The sequence below is a fragment of the Mucilaginibacter pallidiroseus genome, assembly GCF_007846085.1.
GTDB classification, from domain to species: Bacteria; Bacteroidota; Bacteroidia; order Sphingobacteriales; family Sphingobacteriaceae; genus Mucilaginibacter; species Mucilaginibacter pallidiroseus.
Map to the genome: position 1 here is coordinate 14,238 of NZ_VOEJ01000013.1, position 22,029 is coordinate 36,266.

General features: G+C 43.5%; 19 protein-coding genes. 6 read left to right on the forward strand and 13 right to left on the reverse strand.

The genetic code is table 11. From position 1 onward, the window contains the following. The 10 genes from FPZ43_RS18990 to hemW form a co-directional block, all read right to left on the reverse strand. Entirely contained in the window at positions 1-879 is an 879-nt protein-coding gene (locus tag FPZ43_RS18990; RefSeq protein ID WP_186461905.1) for a UbiA prenyltransferase family protein, read from the reverse strand. A gap of 19 nt (positions 880-898) precedes the next feature. Further along, positions 899-2,170 (reverse strand): metallophosphoesterase, encoded by a 1,272-nt coding sequence (locus FPZ43_RS18995; RefSeq protein WP_146383515.1) that lies wholly within the window; start codon positions 2,168-2,170, stop codon positions 899-901. Positions 2,171-2,204: 34 nt separating this feature from the next. Continuing rightward, positions 2,205-3,707 (reverse strand): sigma 54-interacting transcriptional regulator, encoded by a 1,503-nt coding sequence (locus FPZ43_RS19000; RefSeq protein ID WP_146383516.1) that lies wholly within the window; start codon positions 3,705-3,707, stop codon positions 2,205-2,207. A gap of 135 nt (positions 3,708-3,842) precedes the next feature. Beyond that, complete coding sequence (locus FPZ43_RS19005) at positions 3,843-4,943, reverse strand: vWA domain-containing protein (RefSeq protein WP_146383517.1); 1,101 nt, start codon at positions 4,941-4,943, stop codon at positions 3,843-3,845. A 99-nt stretch (positions 4,944-5,042) separates the two neighbouring features. After that, positions 5,043-5,246, reverse strand: coding sequence for a hypothetical protein (locus FPZ43_RS19010; RefSeq protein ID WP_146383518.1), 204 nt, complete (start codon positions 5,244-5,246; stop codon positions 5,043-5,045). Positions 5,247-5,266: 20 nt separating this feature from the next. After that, on the reverse strand, positions 5,267-6,154 hold the full coding sequence (locus tag FPZ43_RS19015; protein WP_146383519.1) for a carbohydrate kinase family protein: 888 nt from the start codon (positions 6,152-6,154) through the stop codon (positions 5,267-5,269). A 253-nt stretch (positions 6,155-6,407) separates the two neighbouring features. Continuing rightward, a complete protein-coding gene (locus FPZ43_RS19020; protein WP_146383520.1) occupies positions 6,408-7,289 on the reverse strand; it encodes a cupin-like domain-containing protein in 882 nt (293 codons plus the stop codon). Between the two features lie 120 nt (positions 7,290-7,409). Beyond that, positions 7,410-8,288 carry a cupin-like domain-containing protein gene (locus tag FPZ43_RS19025; RefSeq protein WP_146383521.1) on the reverse strand — a complete coding sequence of 293 codons (879 nt, stop codon included), beginning with the start codon at positions 8,286-8,288 and terminating at the stop codon, positions 7,410-7,412. A gap of 217 nt (positions 8,289-8,505) precedes the next feature. Continuing rightward, positions 8,506-9,054 carry a fasciclin domain-containing protein gene (locus FPZ43_RS19030; protein WP_146383522.1) on the reverse strand — a complete coding sequence of 183 codons (549 nt, stop codon included), beginning with the start codon at positions 9,052-9,054 and terminating at the stop codon, positions 8,506-8,508. A gap of 176 nt (positions 9,055-9,230) precedes the next feature. Beyond that, the gene (gene hemW / locus FPZ43_RS19035; protein WP_146383523.1) at positions 9,231-10,361 is read right to left on the reverse strand and encodes a radical SAM family heme chaperone HemW; all 1,131 of its coding nucleotides are present in this window, start codon (positions 10,359-10,361) and stop codon (positions 9,231-9,233) included. A 120-nt stretch (positions 10,362-10,481) separates the two neighbouring features. Between hemW and FPZ43_RS19040 the strand changes: the two genes are divergently transcribed. The 6 genes from FPZ43_RS19040 (at position 10,482) to porN (ending at position 17,251) form a co-directional block, all read left to right on the forward strand. Continuing rightward, positions 10,482-11,480 (forward strand): DUF4271 domain-containing protein, encoded by a 999-nt coding sequence (locus FPZ43_RS19040; protein ID WP_186461906.1) that lies wholly within the window; start codon positions 10,482-10,484, stop codon positions 11,478-11,480. 7 nt (positions 11,481-11,487) lie between these two features. Then, positions 11,488-12,252: a uroporphyrinogen-III synthase gene (locus FPZ43_RS19045; RefSeq protein WP_146383525.1), complete on the forward strand. Its 765-nt coding sequence runs from the start codon at positions 11,488-11,490 to the stop codon at positions 12,250-12,252. A 258-nt stretch (positions 12,253-12,510) separates the two neighbouring features. Further along, positions 12,511-13,839, forward strand: a complete 1,329-nt coding sequence (gene porK, locus FPZ43_RS19050; protein WP_146383526.1) for a T9SS ring complex lipoprotein PorK/GldK — start codon at positions 12,511-12,513, stop codon at positions 13,837-13,839. 48 nt (positions 13,840-13,887) lie between these two features. Further along, complete coding sequence (gene porL / locus FPZ43_RS19055; RefSeq protein ID WP_146383527.1) at positions 13,888-14,697, forward strand: type IX secretion system motor protein PorL/GldL; 810 nt, start codon at positions 13,888-13,890, stop codon at positions 14,695-14,697. Between the two features lie 37 nt (positions 14,698-14,734). Beyond that, positions 14,735-16,252: a type IX secretion system motor protein PorM/GldM gene (gene porM / locus FPZ43_RS19060; RefSeq protein WP_146383528.1), complete on the forward strand. Its 1,518-nt coding sequence runs from the start codon at positions 14,735-14,737 to the stop codon at positions 16,250-16,252. 6 nt (positions 16,253-16,258) lie between these two features. Beyond that, complete coding sequence (porN, locus tag FPZ43_RS19065; protein WP_146383529.1) at positions 16,259-17,251, forward strand: type IX secretion system ring subunit PorN/GldN; 993 nt, start codon at positions 16,259-16,261, stop codon at positions 17,249-17,251. A 241-nt stretch (positions 17,252-17,492) separates the two neighbouring features. On the opposite strand, the gene uvrC is transcribed toward porN, so the two are convergent. The 3 genes from uvrC to FPZ43_RS19080 all read right to left on the reverse strand — a co-directional run bounded on the left by uvrC (position 17,493) and on the right by FPZ43_RS19080 (position 22,025). Next, positions 17,493-19,325: an excinuclease ABC subunit UvrC gene (gene uvrC, locus FPZ43_RS19070; RefSeq protein WP_146383545.1), complete on the reverse strand. Its 1,833-nt coding sequence runs from the start codon at positions 19,323-19,325 to the stop codon at positions 17,493-17,495. Between the two features lie 136 nt (positions 19,326-19,461). Beyond that, the gene (locus FPZ43_RS19075) at positions 19,462-19,740 is read right to left on the reverse strand and encodes a four helix bundle protein (RefSeq protein WP_146383530.1); all 279 of its coding nucleotides are present in this window, start codon (positions 19,738-19,740) and stop codon (positions 19,462-19,464) included. A 44-nt stretch (positions 19,741-19,784) separates the two neighbouring features. Further along, on the reverse strand, positions 19,785-22,025 hold the full coding sequence (locus FPZ43_RS19080; RefSeq protein ID WP_146383531.1) for a penicillin-binding protein 1A: 2,241 nt from the start codon (positions 22,023-22,025) through the stop codon (positions 19,785-19,787). Between the last annotated feature and the right edge of the window lie 4 nt (positions 22,026-22,029).

Here is a 22,029-nt window from a genome sequence, read left to right on the forward strand (position 1 = left end):
TTAAAATATTATGCTAAAGGCTACTAACATAACGTACTGTAGAATCAGTACGCCATCAAGGTAAAAGAAGTAGTAATACTCGTTCTTTTCCCAGGTAGATTTAACTATAAGCCAGCCGGTGAGTACGGCCGTTAGGGTAAGCGCAAAAAAGTCGGCATTAAAACCATTATGCCTGAAAAGGAATAGTAGGATGATGTAACCTCCGAGCAAAAATTGGCAAAACAGGTACGCGTTTTTTTCGCCCCATGCCACGGGAATGGTTTTCAGGCCCATCTGCCTGTCCTGGAACAAATCGCGGATGTCAAACGGTACTGTTAGCGCACCTATCAGCAAAAAGCGCTTTGCAATCAGTATGGCAATATCGCGCATGGAAATATCTGTTATGTGGTTATCCTGCGCTTCAAAAATCGGCAGCAGCACACAACTTAATGTCCAGACAACAGTAATTAAAAAAGGTTTTAAACCGGGAATATTGCGGAGACCAAACTTTTGGTTGCCTAATGAAAAAAGAGGCAGGCTATAGCAGAACGAAAGTATTGACAGAAAAATAAGCAACACCCGCGATTGTGTGGAGATCATGAAAAACAACGGCACCAGCGTGAGCAAGGATACAATTGTAAAGGTTACCATTAACCTGTAATGCGAGAAAAACCAACGCACCCTTCGGTAGGGCGATTTTTGAGGATACTTTGGCTTGCTGAGCAGTATGCTGAAATTATAAATACCAAGCGTAGATGTGAATAACAGGCCTAATACTTCGGGAACCGGATTGGCATCAATCAAGTGAAATGTAACCAGAGCCTGCGCAACTGCGCATAACGCCATGAAAATGTTACTGAAAAGCAAAAAATCAAAAGCAGACTTTACTAATTTTTTCATCTATTGCTTTTCACAATTGTCAGGCTTTGTATAGCGGATCTTGGCCAGCCTTGAGTTCAAATATCGTAATCTCGGGCAATATTCCTATCCGGCCCGGGTAGCCTAAAAACCCATAGCCTACGTTCACATAAATTTGTTGGTGCTTTTCGCGGTACAGGCCGGCCCATTCGCGGTAAACGTATTGGATGGGGCTCCACTGCACATCTTCGGTACGTACACCAAACTGCATACCGTGGGTATGGCCAGAAAACATAACATCAATCTGCGGGTATTTGGGTATCACTTCCGCCCGCCAGTGCGATGGATCATGCGAAAGAAGAAGTTTCACAGGCAAATCATCAGTGTTTTTAACGGCAAGCTCCATTTTGCCATATTTAGGAAAGCGGCTTAATTCGCCCCAGTTACCAATGCCCAATATACCCAATTCCTGTCCGTCAACTTTTAAACGGCGATGCTCGTCTATTAATAAATCCCATCCTATGGTCTTGTGCGCCTGGTACATGGCCCCCATGTTCTTTTGCTTATCGGCCGGGCTATCCCAATGCCCGTAATCGCCATAATCATGGTTGCCTAATATGGAATAAACACCTAACGGGGCACGCACTTTCTGAAATACAGGTATAACCCGGTTTACTTCAGACGATACACCATTTACCAAATCGCCGGTAAAAAATATAACATCAGCCTTTTGCCCCATCAGCAGATCAACACCGCCCTGCATATCGTGTACGCTATGAAAACTACCCGAATGAATATCTGAAATCTGGCCTATGCGCATCCCGTCAAAAGCCTTCGGCAAATTAGGTAGGTACAGCTTTACATTTTCTACCCGGTAATCATACAAGCCTTTCGACATGTTGTGCTTAATAAGGTATAATGGTACTGCACCGGCCAATATGCCTGCCTTCATCAAAAACTCCGAGCGGGGTATAGCATCAAGTTTAGCTTCCCGGGTTGGCGCAGCTGGTTTCTTTAATTTTCTGTAAAGCAATACGATACCCCGGCGCAGGTCATCCAAAGCGATGAAAAGCACGTAGAAGATCTTAAAAATAAAGGTAAGAAAGAATAGAAGCAAGAATGCGCCGCGTATACCAACAGGGAGGTTCACAAATATGCCCAGTATCAGTACGGTTATTAAGAAAACGGATGAAGCCCAATACAGGTTTCGGAACCAGCGGGAAATAATAAACCGCCTTTTTGGAAAGGCGGTTTTTAATCCTTTGAATATGTAGAAGTCAATTGCTAAGAGTACAATTGGTATAATGATGATGTAAACGATATTTCCCTGCATTACTTACGTAGAAAGACGTTTGTAAAGATAGCAATTAGTACCTATCGTCGTCTACATCAAGGTCGTCATCATCCGGCTCCAGGTTAAACAAGCTGTTAAACATATCTGAAAACGCAAAGCCGTTATCCAGGAAGCCCTTGTTAAGTTGCGAAAACTCGGCAAGGCCATGCAATATAAATTCCATTAGCAGCAATTGCTGGTTTTCGCTTAAACGCGGGTGAAATTTCTTAACCAAGTCTTTTAAACCCGGCACACCATTTAACAGCTTTTTGTATTCCTGCAAAGGCAGGTCATCAATAAGTGCTATAGTGTTACCATCGCCAAACCAGTTAATAATTTCGGTATATGGGTTTGGTGCCTTTGCTTTTTTAGCTTTTTCCGGGTCAGGGAAAAATTGGAGCAACAACGTTTTTATGGCTTTGCCGATAAGGATGTTAGCCACCTTGCCCGGGCCTTCCAACTCACCCTCGTAAACCAGTTCTATTTTACCGGTAATGGCTGGGATTACACCCAAAAAATCCGTAACGCGCACAAACGTGCTGTTTTCACCATTGATGATCATGCGGCGCTCGGCGTTGCTGATCAAGTTCTCATAAGCAGATATGGTCAAACGCGCAGATACACCCGATTTTTTATCGATATACTCGGAGTTACGTGCTTCAAAAGCTATCTGCTCAACAAGGTCTTTAACCAATCCATCGGCCTCAACATTACTGCGCTGTTCCAAGGTTAAGGTAGCTTCCTGCTGAGTTATCTTCCTTGAAATCTCAACCGAACGCGGGTAGTGCGTCAGGATCTGGCTCTCTATACGATCTTTTAATGGCGTAACAATAGAGCCACGGTTGGTGTAGTCTTCCGGGTTAGCGGTAAATACAAACTGAAGGTCTAAAGGCAAACGCAGTTTAAAACCACGGATTTGGATATCGCGCTCCTGCAAAATATTAAATAATGATACTTGGATACGTGCCTGCAAATCGGGCAGCTCGTTTATCACAAATATTCCCCTGTGTGCACGCGGAATCAAGCCAAAGTGAATTACGCGCTCATCAGAGTATGTTAATTTTAGTGTAGCTGCCTTTATCGGGTCAACGTCACCAATCAGGTCAGCTACTGTAACGTCTGGTGTAGCCAGTTTTTCGGTATAGCGTTCGCTGCGATGTACCCATGCAATAGGGGTGTCGTCGCCCTGTTCTTCAACGCGTTTGTGGCCAAACCACGAAATGGGCGCCAAAGGATCGTCAAACAATTCGGAGCCTTCAATGAACGGCATGTACTCATCAAGCAGGTTAACCAGCAAGCGTGCAATACGTGTTTTTGCCTGCCCGCGCAAACCCAATAAAAGGATGTTATGACGCGACAGGATAGCAGTCTGCAGATCAGGAATAACAGTATCCTCGAAACCTACAATGCCCTCGAAACCACCTTCTTTATTTTTAAGCTGTTTTATCAGGTTTTCTCTAAGCTCATCCTTAACCGATCGGCTTTTGTAGCCGGCTGCTTTTAGTTGCCCAAGTGTTTTTATATTGTCGTAATCCATGTGTTTTATTTAGTCCGGAAGTCCGAAAGACGGACAGTCCGGGATATTGTTATTTAGTTATGAAGTCCGAAAAAATTTAAGTTAAGTATGGATGAGATGTCTTTTCAGACTTTCCGACATCCCAACTTTTGGACTTCATCTCACATTCTTCCTTCTGTTTCTGGCGTAGTCCTCAAATATGTATTCGCCAAGGTTACCCAACGAACTATAAAAGGCTTTGCCGCCATTGGTTTCGGTAAACTTGCGTACAAACTGCTGCAGGTAAGGGTCTTTTGCTATCATAAACGTTGTGATAGGAATCTTAAGCCTTTTACATTGTGCAGCCATGTTAAGCGTCTTATTAACTACTTTCTTATCCAGCCCGATACTGTTTTTATAATAACGTGTACCCTCCTTTAAACAGGTTGGTTTACCATCAGTAATCATAAATATTTGCTTGTTGCTGGTTTTGCGCCTGCGCAGCATATCTGCTGCCAATTCCAGACCTGCATAAGTATTTGTATGGTACGGGCCAACTTGCAGATAAGGCAAATCCTGCAGACTGATGGGCCAGGCATCGTTTCCAAAAACTACAATATCAAGTGTGTCTTTAGGATATTTGGTACGAATCAACTCGGCAAGGGCCATAGCCACTTTTTTTGCCGGGGTAATTCTGTCCTCGCCGTACAAAATCATAGAGTGCGATATGTCGATCATGAGCACAGTGGACGTAAGCGTTTTATAATCTTTTTCTTCCACCTCCAGGTCACGCTCGGTCATCATGAAATCGTCGCCAATGCCATGATTAACTTGTGCATTTTGCACAGATTGCGTCATGTCTATCTGGTCCAGGCTATCGCCAAATTCAAATTCGCGGCGTTCGGCATTTTTTTCATCACCCTGCCCGCTTTGCGGCGAACGGTGGTTGCCCTTTCCTGATTTTTTAAGCTTGCCAAAAATCTCTTCCAATGCCGACTGGCGGATGCTTTGCTCAGTTTTAGCAGTTATGTTGATTTCGCCGCTTTGGTTATCTTCATTCAGGTAACCTTTTTGTTTAAGCTCATCAATAAAATCGCCAATGCCGTATTCGTCGTTAGTGATGTTGTACTGCTTGTCAAGCTCGGTGAGCCAAGATAAAGCTTCGCCTGCATCGCCCGATGTATAATTTAATAGCTCCAGAAATAGTTTAAGTAATTCGTCAAATCCGCCTTTAGGGATTTGGTTGGGTTTAAATTCTGAAAATCCGTAACCACGCATAGAGTACCCTTTCTTGATATAAAGTAACGGATTATTTGCGTCAAAAGTTTGCCCGCCATGCTGTTAAAAGCAATTGTTAAGCTGATATGACAAATGGACTTATGATATCCTTTCAGCGGTCATTGATCGAAATTTAATAGACTCCCCAATTTCTAAAGAACCAAGATCATTTAGTTCTAAATATGTTAATGTAGAATCGGTATCACTCATTAATAGGTCTTTTGCCAGATCTTTAATTGATATTGGATCAGAATCATCAAGTTTGAAACATCTTGCAAAAAGGTCATCAACGGATTTTTCCAACCAGGATCTCCTTGTTGTCATTATTTATATTCTAACAACTTTTCAGAAGTTATCTCATCAATGTTATAAACCGGGTTTGCGCCGCGCTGACTTGCCACAAACGACCCTACAGCGCATGCCTTCTCAACAAGCGGTTGCATAGGCGCATCATTTAACAAACCTGTTATAAACGTGGCTAAAAAGGAGTCGCCTGCACCAACGGTATCTGCAACGGTTACTTTAAACCCCGGGTGTTCGTAAAACTCATGATCCTTCCAAACTATGGCGCCATGTTCGCCACGCGTTACACAAATAACCGAGGTATGAAATTTACCATGAAATTCTTTGATCTTCTCTTTCAGATCGCCCGAATTGCCGTGTATCAGCAGGTCGGCTTCTTCTTCGTTCATCTTTACTACATTGGCGCGAGCTGCTAGGGCTTCAATAGTCGCCACATCATAATGCGGCGGGCGCAGGTTTACGTCAAATATTTTTAAGCCCTGGCTGGCGTCAAGCACTTCAAGTAAGGTGTCTAACGATGTTCTTTGGCGACAGGCCAAACTACCAAAAACAACTGCTCCGGCGTTTTTAGCAGCATTTTCCAGCTCTTTCGTAAATCGAATATTGTCCCATGATACAGGCTGTGGTATAATGTAGGTAGCCTGGTTTTGCTCGTCTAACTGTACTGTTACTTCGCAGGTTGGCAGTTTTTCGTCGTGCTGTATCAGGTCGCTGAACAGGCCATTGTTTTTCAAAAAATCAGCCAGTTCTTCGCCTGATGCATCGGTACCAACGCTACTTGCAAATTGCACCTCGTTATGCTGCTGTACCAGGTGGCGGGCAACATTCATAGGCGCTCCGCCTGCTTTTTTAACATCGCCAAAGGCATCCCAAAGTACCTCGCCGTAGCATAGTATGTTTTTGTTCATTTCGTTTTGATCGGTTGAAACGTAAAGCTAATTCATTTAAATGATAAGCCGACAGCTATTAAACTTATTGCCGTAATTATGACATAAACTGCGCGCTACGATTTAAGTTTTGAAAAAAAGCCTTCGGCAAGTTCAAGGGTTGACTTTTTCTAATCGGGTCTGTTGAGCCTGCCGAAACATTTTCCGTTTTTATGCCTTCGACAAGCTCAGGCTGGCTCTTATAATTATTTGTGAGGAAATTAAGCGTCACTGCTTAATATGGCTTTCCCTTTGCCAACTCTTTAGCCGCGCGCTTAATGGCTAGCCGTTCGCGAAAAATCGAGTAATTTTGTTTAAAAGTCATTTTAAGTAGGCTGTCCAATCCGCCTTTAACGGCAAGGTTATATAAGCTGGCCGCCTTGCGGGCAACAGATGCATCCCAGGCACGCAGGCTCAGCGAGTAGGAGCCATCAATGTACTTCATCCAATGCCAGTAGCCGGTTGGCATAAATAGGGTATCGCCATGCTCAAGGAAGGCTTCGGTACCCTCAACGCCATTAAGTGCCGGGAATTTTTTAATATCAGGGTTTAATACATCAAAGTCCTCCAAAGCGTAGGTGGCATTAGGCAGGCAGTAAAGGCGGCGTTTCCATTTGTTCTCGAATAAAATTACGTGTTTGCGCCCGCCAAAATGGGTATGGAAAATATGCGGCAGGTCGATGTCGTAATGCAGAAAGGTAACCGAATTTGAGCCGCCAAAAAACATGGCAGGCATACTTTCCAAAAAACCGCCCATTAGATCTTTTGGTAATACAATATCGTCCAGCAGTTGCGGGGCCTGTTTAAATATATTGAAGAAAAATATACGCAACTCGGTATGCGAGCTTGTAATCAAATCGATATAATCATCAAAAGGCATCTCTGCAGCAGCCGAGTTGATGGGTTTTGAAGCGTCGGCCTTAGAGTTATCGTACAACGGCACTACCTTTTTACCAACAACTTCCTTAAGGTATTCGGGCGTCCATTTTTCTCTGGCGGGCCATGTTTTGGTTAAGCCTTTTATAATAAGCGGGCGGCGCGGCTTCAAATATTTTTCCCGGAAATCTTCCGGACTAATCAGGTCAACGGTATCAATAGGTTGCAATTTAAAGCCCATTTTTTTAAACGCCGGGGCGTAAATAGTTGCTTAGGGCACAACAATTACCCGGATTTGTCAAAATAACGAAAACTAAATGCACAACCTGTTAAGGGCAGGTTAAATTACGGTATTGGCTTATCAAGGTTTACCGGAAGCCAAAGCCTTATTTGCACGTTTTACAGCCAGCTTTTCTTTCCAGGCCATGTAGTCGCCTTTGAAACGGGCTTTCATGATATCATCAAATTTGCGCTGAATGGTTAAGTTGTAAAGGCTTTTAGCCTTGATGGCCCAACTACTGTCCCAGGCGCGTAAGGAAATGGAGAATGAACCATCCAGATATTTCATCCAATGCCAAAAGCCCGTTGGCATAAATAGGGTATCACCATGTTCTAGAATTGCCTCCTGCCCCTCAATACCATCAAGTGCCGGGAACTTGCTAAAATCCGGGTTCTCGATGTCATAATCCTCAAGCGCGTAGGTTGCAAAAGGGATTTTATAAAGGCGCTCGCTCCATTTATTATCAAACAACATTACATGCTTGCGGCCGTTGAAATGTGTATGAAAAATATGTGCCAGGTCAATATCGTAATGTAAAAACGTTACTGAGCCTTTGCCGCCAAAAAACATGTTTGGGTATTTGTCTAAAAATCCGCCCATTAAATCGGTAGGGGAGCGATAATCGTCAATTAAGCCGGGTGCATGCTTTATCGGGTCGAATAGAAATATGCGCAGATCTGTGGGCTGGCTTTGTATAAGGTCAATATAATCGCCAAACTTCATTTCGGCGGCCGATGCGTTGATTGGCTTGGCAGGGTCGGCCTTGGAACTGTCATACAGCGGCACGGTTTTATCGCCAACTATTTCTTTAAGATAATCAAAGGTCCACTTTTGCAGGGCAGGCCAGCTTTGGGTTGCCTTGCGGATAACTAATGGTTTGCGTGGCTTTAAATAGTTATTAATAAAATCGTCTTTGCTAATATTATCAACCCTGTCAATAGGGGTAAGGGACAAGCTCATATTGGTCAACATTAAAAGTTCAAAAATAGCTAATTGCCAATATTACCAAATCATTAACAATGCTTTTTATATTTTGCTGACAAAAAACAAAGCCTGCCACTAAACAGCAGCAGGCTTTGTTTTTTATAGGTAGATGTGTTATTACTTATCAATACACGCCCCGCATATAACAATCGCTTTGTTGCTGAATTGTTAAGGGCAATGTGTTTTAAGCTATTTAGTTAGGCATTAATACCGTGTTTACAACGTGTATTACACCGTTGCTTTGGTTAACATCCGGAATGGTTACCCATGATTTTCCGCCTTTTTCGTCAACCAGGTAAATTTTCTTGCCTTGAGCCATAGCAGTTAGGGTGCCACCGCTTACAGTTTTTAATTCGGCTTTGCCTTTACCTGCTTTAATTTTCTTCAACAGTTCGGCTGCGCTATGCTTACCTGCTACCACGTGGTAGGTTAAAATTTTGGTAAGGGTAGCTTTGTTTTCTGGTTTGGTAAGTGTTTCAACTGTTCCGGCAGGTAATTTATCGAAAGCCTCGTTGGTTGGTGCAAATACTGTAAATGGTCCTTTTGATTCCAAAGTTTCAACCAGGCCTGCAGCTTTTACAGCAGCTACAAGGGTAGTGTGGTCTTTAGAGTTAACTGCATTTTCAACAATGTTTTTTGTTGGGTACATAGCAGCGCCCCCAACCATTTTGGTTTGGGCATAAGTTTTTGGTGCAAACGCGACAGCCACTACAGCTAATGCCGCAATAATTAATTTTTTCATCAGTAATGTTTTTTGTTTTTAATAAAGCTGGTTCAATTGCGCGTTTTTTATTTTACCGGTAGCGCAATGTTTTTACTTCATCTTAAGGTGTTTGTTGTTTAATAGAAGATACGCCGATATCTGAGAGGCGGTTTTCTAAAGCACAAAAAAATTATACAACTCAGTGCTATAGCTGGTTATTGCTCGTCAAAAAACAGGCTTGCGGCTATGTTATCAGCATACAGCTTGCCTTGCCTGCTCAATTTAAGGCAACTGTTATCTTTAATAATGCGGCCTTCGCTAATGTGTTTTTGGGCATTGGCAAGTAAAATAGCAGCGGCACCCATTGCAAATTCATCAAGCTTGGTAAGGCTGATTCCCCATTGCGTGCGTAGAGCCGTCATAATATATTCATTAAGCCGATTGGTTTCTGTAAGTAGTTCCTGTTCGGCCGGAAGGTTGCCGACGGTTATTTCAGCAATATATTTTGAATTGTTAGCAATATTCCATTGGCGTGTTGCACCATTGAATGAATGTGCCGATGGGCCCACGCCCAGATAGTTTACGCCACGCCAGTAGTTGGAGTTATGGCGCGAATAATGCCCCGGTTTGCAAAAATTCGAAATTTCATATTGCTCAAAGCCATTTGCCTCCATGGCATCAAGCATCAGTATAAACTGGTTTGCGCTTTGCTGCTCATTCATGGGTGGCTGTTTCTTTTTACTGATAAAGGCAGCTAAGGCAGTTTGTGGCTCTACCGTCATGCTGTAAGCAGACAGGTGCGGAATCTGCAAATCAAACATCTTTTGCAGGTTGTGTTTCCACTTTGCATCGGAAAGTAAAGGGTATCCGTAAATCAGGTCGGCAGTGATGTTTTCAAAGCCGGCATCCTGAACGCGCTTAACCGAGGCTTCGGCCTCATGGGCGCGATGTGCGCGATTCATCCAAGCCAAATCTTCATCAAAAAAAGATTGAATGCCAATGCTAAAGCGATTGATAGGCGTTTGGCGTAAAGCTTTAACCTTTTGCTGGTCCAGGTCGTCAGGATTCGCCTCAAGAGTTATTTCGGCATCGGGCGCTACGTTGTGCATACATACAACGCTATCAATAAGGCCGGAAACTTCATCTGCAGATAATACTGATGGTGTGCCCCCACCAAAATAAATCGTCTTTACAGTTTCATTTTGGAGGTAGGCTTTTTGCAAAAAAAGCTCTTGTTGCAGGGCCAGTATCATTTCATCTTTATAGCGTGCCGACGTACTGAAATGAAAGTCGCAGTAGTGGCATGCCTGTTTGCAAAATGGTATATGTAGATAGATCCCCGCCATTGCGCAAAAATCGCATTATTAATTTAAATAACACAAAGCTTTGATATAAGGGACGTTTGACTTAGTTAATATTTCGCTTACTCTAATTATTGCGTAATTTTGCGGCCAATTATGCGGCGTTTGTTCAGTTTACTATTGTTAATGCTTTGTTGCCTCAGTTTTGCCTATGCACAGCAGCCCGACAGCACTGCCGATCAGGATGAGCAAGCAACGGCAGACACGGCACCGGTAGTACGCAGGCGTTTCACCGGCCCTTTACCTTTTCTTGACTCCGTTGCACACGCTGCCGAATTGCGGCAGCAGCAAATATCCGATTCATTAAACATGGTGTATGTTGCTGCGCCGGATGCTGCACGCCCCAATTTATATGTAGACAGCATTTTGAAGGCCAACGTTTACAAGGGGAATCACTATCTCGATCTTAGTCTTAAATCAAAAAGTATACAAGGCTACGGGCACAACCGGCCCACGCGTGATGCCTGGGTAATTGCCGTTATTATTGCGCTTTTGTTATTTACTTCGGCTCTTAATATAACCTCTACCAAGGATATGCGCAGCGTATTCCAGTCGTTTTACGTTAGGCGCACCGGCAATGCCGCGGGTAAGGAAGACAGCCCGATAAACGCGTGGACATTTATAGGTTTGTTCTTACTGTTTGGATTTACCTCGGGTATATTCCTGTACCTGCTCACAAATGGGTATTACAAAGTGTATTACACCGTGGCTGGTGTCCAGTTGTTTTTTACTTTGTCGGTAGTTATCATCACGCTGTTTGCAAGCAAGTTTTTGGTGCTGAAATTTTTAGGGTTCGTGTTTGATATCAGCAAGTTGGTAAGTGAGTATATCCGGGCACTTTCACTAACTTATTTTAATATAACGTTTGTTTTTTTGCCTGTAGCGCTGTGCTTTAGCCTCATTGCCGATAAGTTTATACCTTATTTGCTTGTAATAACATTATTGTTGGTCATCGTAATTTTTGTTTGGCAGTATTTGCGCAGTAGCGTAGGCATCATTTCTAATTTCCGATTTCACAAGTTTTATTTATTTGTGTATCTTTGTGCCCTCGAAATTTGCCCTATTTTAATACTAATTAAGGCACTTAATATCGGATTTAGGTAGTAATAATATAGCATTGGAAGACAGAAGAAAAAAGGTTAAGAGCATTTTAGTTACCTTGCCAAAACCTGAAAATGATAAAAACCCATACGCTGAGTTGGCAAAAAAACTCAATCTGAAAATAGACTTCCGGTCTTTTATTCACGTTGAGGGTGTGCCCGCGAAAGATTTTCGTAAGGAAAAAATTAATCTGGCCGATTTTACCGCTGTGATTTTTACCAGCCGTAATTCTGCCGATCATTTTTTCCGCATTTGCGAGGAAATGCGCTTCGAGGTACCTGCAGAAATGAAGTATTTTTGCCTTTCAGAAACCATTGCCCTTTATCTTCAAAAGTATATTCAATACCGTAAGCGTAAAATATTTTTCGGTAAGCAAACCGCTGCAGATTTGGCAGAGGTGCTTAAAAAACACAACAACGAGAAATTTTTATACCCTTGCTCGGACGTTGCGGCCGAAGAAACGCAAAAGTTTTTGCTTGATAATGGCTATAATTTTACGCCTGCCGTGCTCTTCCGCACAGTATGCAGCGACCTAAGCGATTTGGCCGATGTTTTTTATGACGTTATTGCCTTCTTTAGTCCGTCGAGCATACAGTCTTTATATCAAAACTTCCCCGACTTTAAACAGAATAATACCCGTATTGCAGCTTTCGGCGCAACTACGCACAAAGCTGTTTTACAAGCCGGTTTAATTCTTGATATACCGGCACCTACCCCTGCCGCGCCGTCTATGACAATGGCTATTGACCAGTATGTAAAACTGGCTAATAAATAAGCGCTTACATCTTTTTATCCTTGCTGCAACCAAACAGTTAATTTTATCGTATAAAGAGGAAAAATATTAAGGGACGACGAAAACTTTTTGTTTGTTTGGTCATTCCTTGCGGTAGCAGCCGCTTAAAATATTTTCTTAATTGTGAGTTTAACTGTTATTGCCAACAAATTTTGCCCTTGCTTAATGTATTTTTAATATATTCGGGCATATATTTCTGTTCGTATTAACAGTTAGCGTGTACAGACTTTTGGATTGAAGATGAAACAATTATACTTTTTGACGGCATTATTTGCGGGTATTATTTTATCTGGTTGCGGCATCGGTTCGGGCGGCGACAGGGGCGAAGTTACCGGCGTAAGGGGCCAGCGTCCTTTCAGAACAACCATACCTTTAAATATGGTTTACATCAAAGGCGGTACTTTTTTGATGGGCCAAACCGATCAGGATGTAACTTTTTCCCAAACTTCTCAAACCAGGCAGGTTACTGTTCCGCCATTTTTTATGGACGAAACAGAAATATCAAATACCAAATACAAGCAGTTTGTAAACTGGGTACGCGACTCAATAGCTATTACCAATTACCTTAACGATCAAAAATATTACATGCAGCCTAAACGTGGCGCTGTAGCTGCGGATGCAAATGGTAAAAAATTTATCGACTGGAAGTACGTAGAAAAAAATCCGCCTTTCTCTACCCGCAACCGTGGCGCTGCAGGTAACGCTCAAAAATTACAGGGTATTTATTACCAGGGCGACGACCGTGTGTTTGACCGAAATGAAGTTGATGTGCGGATGCTTAAATACAACTACGCATTATTCACCCTGCGCGATGCATCAAATCTTCGTAACGATAAAACCAAAAGACGTTCGGACTTCATCTTCCGTGATACAGTTGCTGTTTATCCTGATACCCTGGTTTGGTTGAATGACTTTTCATACGCGGCAAATGAGCCGATGGTTGAGGGCTATTTTTCGCACCCGGCTTATCGCAATTATCCGGTTGTTGGTGTTACCTGGCGCCAGGCAAGAGCATTTACCGTATGGCGCACACGCCTTATGGAAGGCGCTCGCCATGCCCGCAAACAGGATGCTAACCCACCTTTTATGCTGCCGAATGAAGCTGAATTTGAATATGCGGCGCGTGGTGGCCGTGTTGGTACCGATTACCCATGGGGTGGGCCGTACATAAAAAATGCAAAAGGATGCCTGTTGGCCAACTTTAAACCAGGCCGCGGTAACTATACTGATGACGGCGGTGCTTATACCGTAAACGTCAGGTCATATTTCCCTAACGATTTTGGCCTTTACAATATGGCCGGCAACGTAGCCGAGTGGACTTTATCAGCCTATGATGAGTCGGCGTCTACATTTGTTCATGATCTTTCCCCTACATTTAATTACGAGGCAAAAGCAAATGATCCTGAAGTGTTGAAGCGTAAAGTGGTACGCGGCGGCTCATGGAAGGATGTTGGCTATTTTCTTCAAAACGCTACACGCAGCTTTGAGTACCAGGATACCGCAAAGTCATACATCGGTTTCCGTTGTGTAACACACTACCTTGGTCGTGATATCAAAGACAAACGCTAATCAATCTATCAAAAACTAATCAATCAACGTACTATACTATTAAAATTTATGGCTGGGAAGAAAAAACCATTTGGAATTGGGAATATCGTATCATGGGGAGCAACCATTGTTATTATTGGTCTTCTTTTTAAAATTCAGCACTGGCCTTACGGCGGAACCTTCATTTCTGTTGGTTTGATCGCAGAGGCGGTATTGTTTTTTATACTTGGTTTTCAGAGAGAGGAAAAAGACATCGATTGGACACGTGCGTATCCAGAGCTTGATGAAGATTTTAACGGCGAATTGCCAAAAGCAACCGCAAGGCCTGTAGCTGCAGCTGCGCCTGCGTTTTCAAATACCGCTGCTTTGGACAAAATGCTTAGCGACGCTAAAATAGGCCCCGAGCTTATCGGCAGCTTAGGCGATGGCTTACGTACATTTGGTGATAAGGTTGCCGCTATATCAAAAGTAACTGATGCTGGCGAAGCGACCATTGCTTTCACTAACAAAGTGAAACAGGCTACTGCAAGCTATGATAACTTAAGTGCATCATTTGAAAAGGCATCTGCAAACTTAACAGAAATGGCCAATTCGAACGTTGATTCAAAGGCTTATCACGATCAGGTTAACAGCTTGGCTAAAAACCTGTCGGCCCTTAATGCAGTTTACGAATTGGAATTGCAAGATTCAAGCGCGCATTTAAAATCAATGAACAAGTTTTATCAAAACCTGTCATTAACCATGAATAACTTCAACGAGTCGTTAGAAGATTCGAAACAGTTTAAAGATGAGGTAGGCCGCCTGGCTAAAAACCTATCGTCATTAAACGCTATTTATGGTAACATGCTTACAGCAATGAACCAACCCCGCGTTAGCTAACATATTTATTTAACACGAGCAAAATAGGGACAAGAGAATGGCCGGAGGTAAAGAAACCCCAAGACAGCGAATGATAGGTATTTTGTACCTGGTACTATTAGGGCTTATAGCCCTGAACGTGCCAGACAGCTTACTGGATTCGTTTAAAAATATAACAAGGAGTTTGGATGCATCAAGGGGTAACGTTACTAATAGTTTAAAAACTACTTACAGCGCCTTTGAATCGAGCAAACTGAAAGAGCAGCCCGAAAAGGCCGGCCAGTTACTGGCAAAGGCAAAACAGGCAAGTAAAATTGCAGATGAACTTAATGCATATATAGAGGAGTTAAAAGCCGAACTTATAAAAAAAGGTGGTGGTTTTAATGCCGATATTGATGACGTTGACGCGCGCGAAAGCCTTGACATATCATCTGAAGTGATGATAAACGGTAAAAAAGCTGATGTATTAAAGGATAAGATTGTAGCTACCCGCGAAAAATTGCTTGGTCTTTTGGGCAAAGACGGTGAGGGCGTAAACTTTTCTTTGAATGCCGATAACCTGCCATCGCGCCCGGGCTATCAGCAGAAAACATGGCAGCAGGCTTACTTTGGCGAAGGCATCCCTTTAGGAGCTGCTTTGACAACGTTGGCTAAAATCCAGGCTGATAATAAAAACGCCGAAAGCGAGGTAGTGAAAAAGTTATTGGGCAAAGTTGATGAAGCGCAGGTTACGTTAAACCAGTTCAGGGCTGTTGCCGTAGCACCAAGCAGCTATGTGCTTGCAGGTCAGCAATACAAAGCTGAGATCTATTTAACGGCTTACGATGCTAACTCAAATCCAGCAATTACCGTTGGCGGCTCATCGGTACCTACCTCAAATGGTGTGGGTACATATACTGTGACCACAAGCGGCGAAGGTTTACGTACCTGGACTGGCTCATTATCTGTTAAACAGGTTGAAGGCCCGCCAAAAACTTATCCTATCAGCGGCAGCTATATGGTGGCAAAACCATCAGCAGTTGTATCACCCGATAAGATGAACGTATTGTATATAGGTGTGCCGAATCCATTATCGGTATCTGCGCCGGGTGTACCTCGCGAAAGTGTTAAGGTTAGCATGAGCGGAGGATCTGTTAGCGGTTCAAATGGCCATTACACCGCTACTGTTAGCAGCCTTGGTACTGCCAAAGTAACCGTAACAGGCGAAAAAGGAATGGTTTTAGGCACATCTGAGTTCCGTGTAAAGCGTATTCCCGATCCTAAGCCGATGTTTGCAGGCAAAAGCGGTGGTAACACCAGCGCAGCCAACCTGCGTGCGCAGGACAGGCTTTTTGCCAAGCTTGACGGATTTGATTTTGATGCTAAATTTAATGTAACACGTTTTACATTGATTATTATAAAACCACGCCAGGATGCTATAACACAATCAACTACCGGCGGCGAACTTTCTGGTGCTATGAAAGCGGCTATGGCGGGCATCACACCAGGTAGTACGGTTGTATTCCAGGATATTGTAGCTGTTGGCCCGGATGGCACACAGCGCGGGCTTGATGCAATTGTTTTAAGAGCTAATTAAAGCATTATGAAGACAAAATTTTTGATAGTTGTTCTGTGTATTGCCTGCAGCGCATCTTTTGCGCAAACCAGGCGCAGAACAACCAGGCGGGCAAATACCAGTACTGCGGCTAAAAGAGCGCAGGCGCAAAAAGCTGCTGCCTCAAGGCAACTGCAGGCTGGCGGCGCCACAACTTCGTCAAACTTGCAAGCCCCGGATACAACTACCAAAGCTGCAAAGCCTTTTGACCGCCCTTTAGATGGTTATTACAAAAAGAATAACATATTAAGCGCCAGGGTTACGCCTTACGCTAACCTGCGCGAGGCGGATGTAATGTTTGCTAAACGTGTATGGCGCGAGATAGATCTGCGCGAAAAGATGAACCAATACATGGGTTCGCCTAAGCAAAGACTTATCGATATTTTGTTGAATGCCATTGATGCAGGAGAACTTACCGCTTACGACCCAACTGCCACCAAGGATGATCCGGGAGGCGATGGTTTCACAAGGCCTTTGGCAGCTGGCGGCGCACGTTCGAGAATGTCTGATAGTGCGGTAGTTGATAAGTTTGATAAAGACGGTAACAAAATTGGCTCGTCTATACAAGCCGGCGAATTTAACCCCGACAGCGTTGTTAAGTTCCGTATTAAAGAGGATTGGGTATTTGATAAACAGCGTTCAATTTTTGAGCCACGCATCATTGGTATAGCGCCGTTAATTAAACCTAAAGCTGCTGGTTTGGATTTGGATTATCAGCCTGCATTTTGGGTATATTTCCCTGAAGCAAGGCAGGTTTTGGCAACCAAAGAGGCCGTTAGCCGTAACAATGATGCAACGGGTTTAAGCTATGACGACGTATTTGTTAAGCGTATTTTTAACAGCTACATTGTTAAGCAATCTAACGATAAGGATGAGCGTATCCGCGATTACGCCCAAGGGATTGATAAACTTTATGAATCTGAAAGGATTAAAAAGAACCTGATGGATTGGGAATTTAACCTTTGGCGATACGGCGAGTAATTGCCCCTTTTTAACAATATTAAGCCCGCTTGTCAATGCAAGCGGGCTTTTTTGTTCAAAAACCCTTGCGAAGCGTTACTTAGCACCTGAGATGCTGAAACAAGTTCAGCATGACTTTTTGTTAATCTACGGTCATGCCGATGCATATCGGCATCTCACGAGGAAGGTCATTCAAGTGCAGGTCATTACTTAGCACGCGGGATGCTGAAACAAGTTTAGCATGACTTTTTTGAGTAGAGTTTTAAATGACGCCCGGCAACCCTGTTGTCTCACTTACCTCGGGTTTAAAGTAGGCTATTATTGCCTTTGCCTGTTTCAGGTTGACTACTTCCTGCAGTTCTACTTCTGTTGCCTCACGAATTTTCTTAACCGACTTAAAGTACTTAAGTAATTTCTCGGAAGTAGTTTTGCCTATGCCGCCAATCAGTTCCAGTTCGGTAGCCAAGGTGCCCTTATCGCGCTTTTTGCGGTGGGCGGTAATACCAAAGCGGTGGGCCTCATCGCGCAGCTGCTGAATTACCTTAAGTGTTTCTGAACGCTTATCTAAATAAAGCGGATACTGGTCTCCTGGATAAAAAAGCTCCTCGAGCCTTTTGGCAATACCAATTACGGTTACCTGTTTATCTATACCCAGCAGCCTTAAACTTTTCATGGCCGATGATAGCTGGCCCTTACCACCGTCGATAATAATGAGTTGCGGTAATTCGGTCCCTTCATCGAGCATGCGGCGATAGCGGCGGTGCACTGCCTCTTCCATGGTGGCAAAGTCATTTGGACCCTCAACCGTTTTTACGTTGAAAAAGCGATAGTCTTTTTTAGAAGGCTTTGCATCTTTAAACACTACAATGGCCGACACCGGGTATTTACCCTGAAAGTTTGAGTTATCAAAACACTCAATATGACGCGGCAATTGATTCATGCGCAAGTCCTTCATCATCTGCGTAAGCAAACGTTCAATACGCACCTCGGGGTTCAATTTTTCGTACTGGTCGATCTTTTCCTTTTTAAAGAACATCACATTTTTTTGCGACAGATCGAGCAGCTTGCGTTTTTCGCCAAGTTTGGGTACTGTAAACTTCAGTGAAGGGTCGTCAAGATCAATATCAAAAGGAACAATGATCTCTTTTGAGTGACTGTTATACCGCGTGCGGAACTCGCTGATTGCAATGGTAAGCAGTTCTTCATCGCTTTCGTCCAATCGCTTTTTAAGTTCAATGGTTTGCGTTTGGATGATTGTGCCATTCATCACTTTCAGGAAGTTTACAAATGCGTATTTTTCCTCTGAAGCGATGCTGAAAACATCCACGTCTGTAATTGATGAGTTTACCACTGTCGACTTACTTTGATAGTTTTCCAGCAAATCGTACTTGCGCTTTAGCCGGTGTGCCAGTTCAAAGTTATAATCGGTAGCGGCCTTATCCATCTCAGCCTTCATCTTGCGCAGTACAGCGCCTATTTTACCGTTCAGGATGTCTTTTATCTCTTCTATGCTCTGGTCGTAATCAGCTTCCGACTGAAAGTCCTGGCAGGGGCCTTTGCAGTTGCCTAACTGGTATTCAAGGCAAACCTTAAACTTCCCTTTTTCTATATTCTGGCGTGTTAGTGGAAGGCTGCAGGTACGCAGGGGATAGGTGTCTTTAATAAGCCCCAAAATGGTATGCATCATGCTTACCGATGCATAAGGGCCAAGATATTTGGAGCCATCGCGGATGATGCGGCGTGTCCAGTAAATGCGTGGGTAATTTTCGTTTTTGATGATGATCCACGGATAGGTTTTATCATCCTTGAGCATCACATTGTATCGCGGCTGATGCTTTTTAATCAGACTGTTTTCCAACAACCAGGCATCTACCTCGGTATCAACAATGGTAAAAGTAATATTGCGGATCTTGGACACCAGCACGCGCGTTTTAGCATTGATCTGTGTGTCCTTATTAAAGTATGAGCCGACGCGGTTGCGCAGGTCTTTAGCCTTACCAATGTATATCAGTTCGCGCTCACTATCCCAGTATTGGTAAACCCCAGGTTTGTGAGGGATATTTTTTAAAGCTTCTCTGTAATCAAATTTCTCCATTTGTCGTTCACTCGTTCGTTGGCTCATTGGTTAATTAGTGCCTGTTTTTACACTTGTTTTACCAATGAACTTTATATACGTATTAAGCTTTAAATGAATGGTCTGAAGCTTTTCAAACAACGTATTGAACTTTTTTTCACTTATTAAATTTCTGTTTTTGGCTCTTTTGAGCCAGCTTTTTGGTTTCCAATATGGAGCCACGACTGAAAAAACAAAAATTTCTATTCTCTTTATAATGATATCTGCCGTAACCTTCGGCGATATTTGCCGCAATTGAATCTGATGATCTGGCCAACTGTTTTCCAATAGTGTCCTTAGCAAAATAGTCCCAATCCTGAATTAAGAACCAAACTTCATCGCCAAAATTTTCAGATAGTTGGTAAACTTCAAGTTCCTCAAGATTGTAGTAAGCCATACATTTACCAATAAACTATTAAACAAATGAGCTAATGAACATCACTAAAAATCCAGTTTCTTCTCCACCTCGCCGGTGCCTTTTTGCTGTTGGCTGTAAACGCTGCAGTCGAGTGTTATGGCTACCCCCGACTTTGGCGGTGCAAAGTCAACATTCTTTTTAACGCCAAGTTTGGTATCTGCGTACACTTTTTTCATGTACAGGGCAAAAATAGGTAAGGCGGTGTTTGCACCCTCGCCTAAACGGGTAGAGCGGAAGTGGATGTCGCGGTCTTCGCAACCTGTCCATACACCGGTTACCAGTTGCGGGGTAATGCCAATAAACCAACCATCGGAGTTATCATTTGTAGTACCTGTTTTGCCGCCTATAGGGTTCATCAATTTATAATCGCGGCGCAGGCGGTAACCAGTACCCTCGTCAACCACGCCCTTAAGCATATAGGTCATTACATAAGCCGATTGCGGGTTTAAGGCCTGCACAACTCTTGGTGTATTGTTGTATAGCACGTTGCCGTTTTTATCTTCGATGCGCAAAAGGTATGTTGGCTCTGTCCAAAGGCCCTCGTTGGCAAATGCCGAGTAAGCGCCTGTCATATCAAATACCGAAGCATTAAACGTACCTAAACAAATAGACGGGTATGGCGGCACAGTGCTGGTTATACCCATTTTTTTGATCAGGTCAACAACAGGCTGCGGTTTCACCTGGTCCATAATATTGGCAGTTACCCAGTTTTGCGAACGGGCAAGGGCAGTACGCAAAGTAATTACACCCGGCAATGTTTCTGTAGGAGATGAGCGTGGGCTCCACGGTGCGCCGTAGCCGGTAATAGTAATAGGCTCATTAGCAATCTGCATACAAGGGGAGAACCCGTTATCTATCGCAACGGCATAGGTAAATGGCTTGGCAGTTGAACCTACCTGGCGGGTACCCATTTTCACCTGGTCATATTTGAAGTGCTCAAAGTTGGTGCCGCCCACCCAAGCCTTAATGTAGCCGGTAGTTGGGTCCATACTCATCATGGCGTTACGCAGCATCATTTTGTTGTACACTATTGAGTCGATAGGCTTCATCACTGTATCTATATCGCCGCGCCAGGTAAAGATGTTCATCTTGGCAGGCGTCTCAAAGTCTTTTTGTATTTCCTCGTCAGATGCACCGCTTTGTTTAAGGGCGATGTAACGGTCGGAACGTTTCATGCCCCTGTCAAGCAGGGTCTTAAACGTAGGGATGCTTTTCCATAAGCTTATACCTTTCCAATGAGCGTTAAACTGTGCCTGTAGCTTACGCATATATTCCTGCTGGGCTTCTTCGGCGTACTGCTGCATGGTGGCATTTATGGTGGTATATATTTTCAGTCCGTCTCGGTCAAGATCGTAAGGCGTGGTGCCGTCCGGTTTCATGATCTCTTTATCAACCAAAAGTTTTTGAATTTCTTTTTTCAATACCGCCCTAAAGTAGGTGGCCATCCCCTCATTATGATCAATAGGGTGGAAGATAAGCCCAAGTGGTTTTTGTTTAAATTCATCAGCTTGGCCTGTGCTCAAAAAACCTTCTTCGCCCATGCGCCTAAGCACAAAGTTGCGGCGGTTTGTGGCATTTTCGGGATGATTGATAGGGTTGTAAATACCGGGGCCGTTTATCATACCTACCAATAAAGCAGCCTGGTCGGGCGTAAGCTTATCCGGCGTGGTGTTAAAATAAGTGCGCGATGCCGAGCTGATGCCGAAAGTATTGTAAGCACCAAAGTCTACTGTATTAAGGTAAAGGGTTAGTATCTCTTCCTTGGTGTAGTTACGTTCGAGCTTCACAGCGGTTATCCACTCCTGTAATTTTTGCAGGATACGTTTAAAAGGATTGCGCGACCTCTCCGAAAATAAATTGAGCGCCAACTGTTGTGTGATGGTACTGCCACCTTGCTTTTTACCAATAAGATTGTAAAGTACTATACTAAAAGTACGCTGGAAATCAATACCTGAGTGCTGGTAAAAGCGGGTGTCCTCGGTGGCTATAAGCGCGTTGATGATGTTTGGCGATATTTGTTTATACGTAACACTTGTGCGGTTTTTTACAAAGTATTTGCCTATAACTTGGTCGTCTGAAGAGATTACCTGCGATGCCTGATCACTTTTAGGGTTTTCCAGCTCTCGGAACGATGGCAGCGGTCCAAATACTTGGAAAGCAATAAGCAGGATCATTATAGAAAGAAGTGCAATACAGCCGATAACGAAACGCCATATATACCAGTTATAACGTTTTATATCCTGTTGCAGTAATTTTACAGCCATGTGT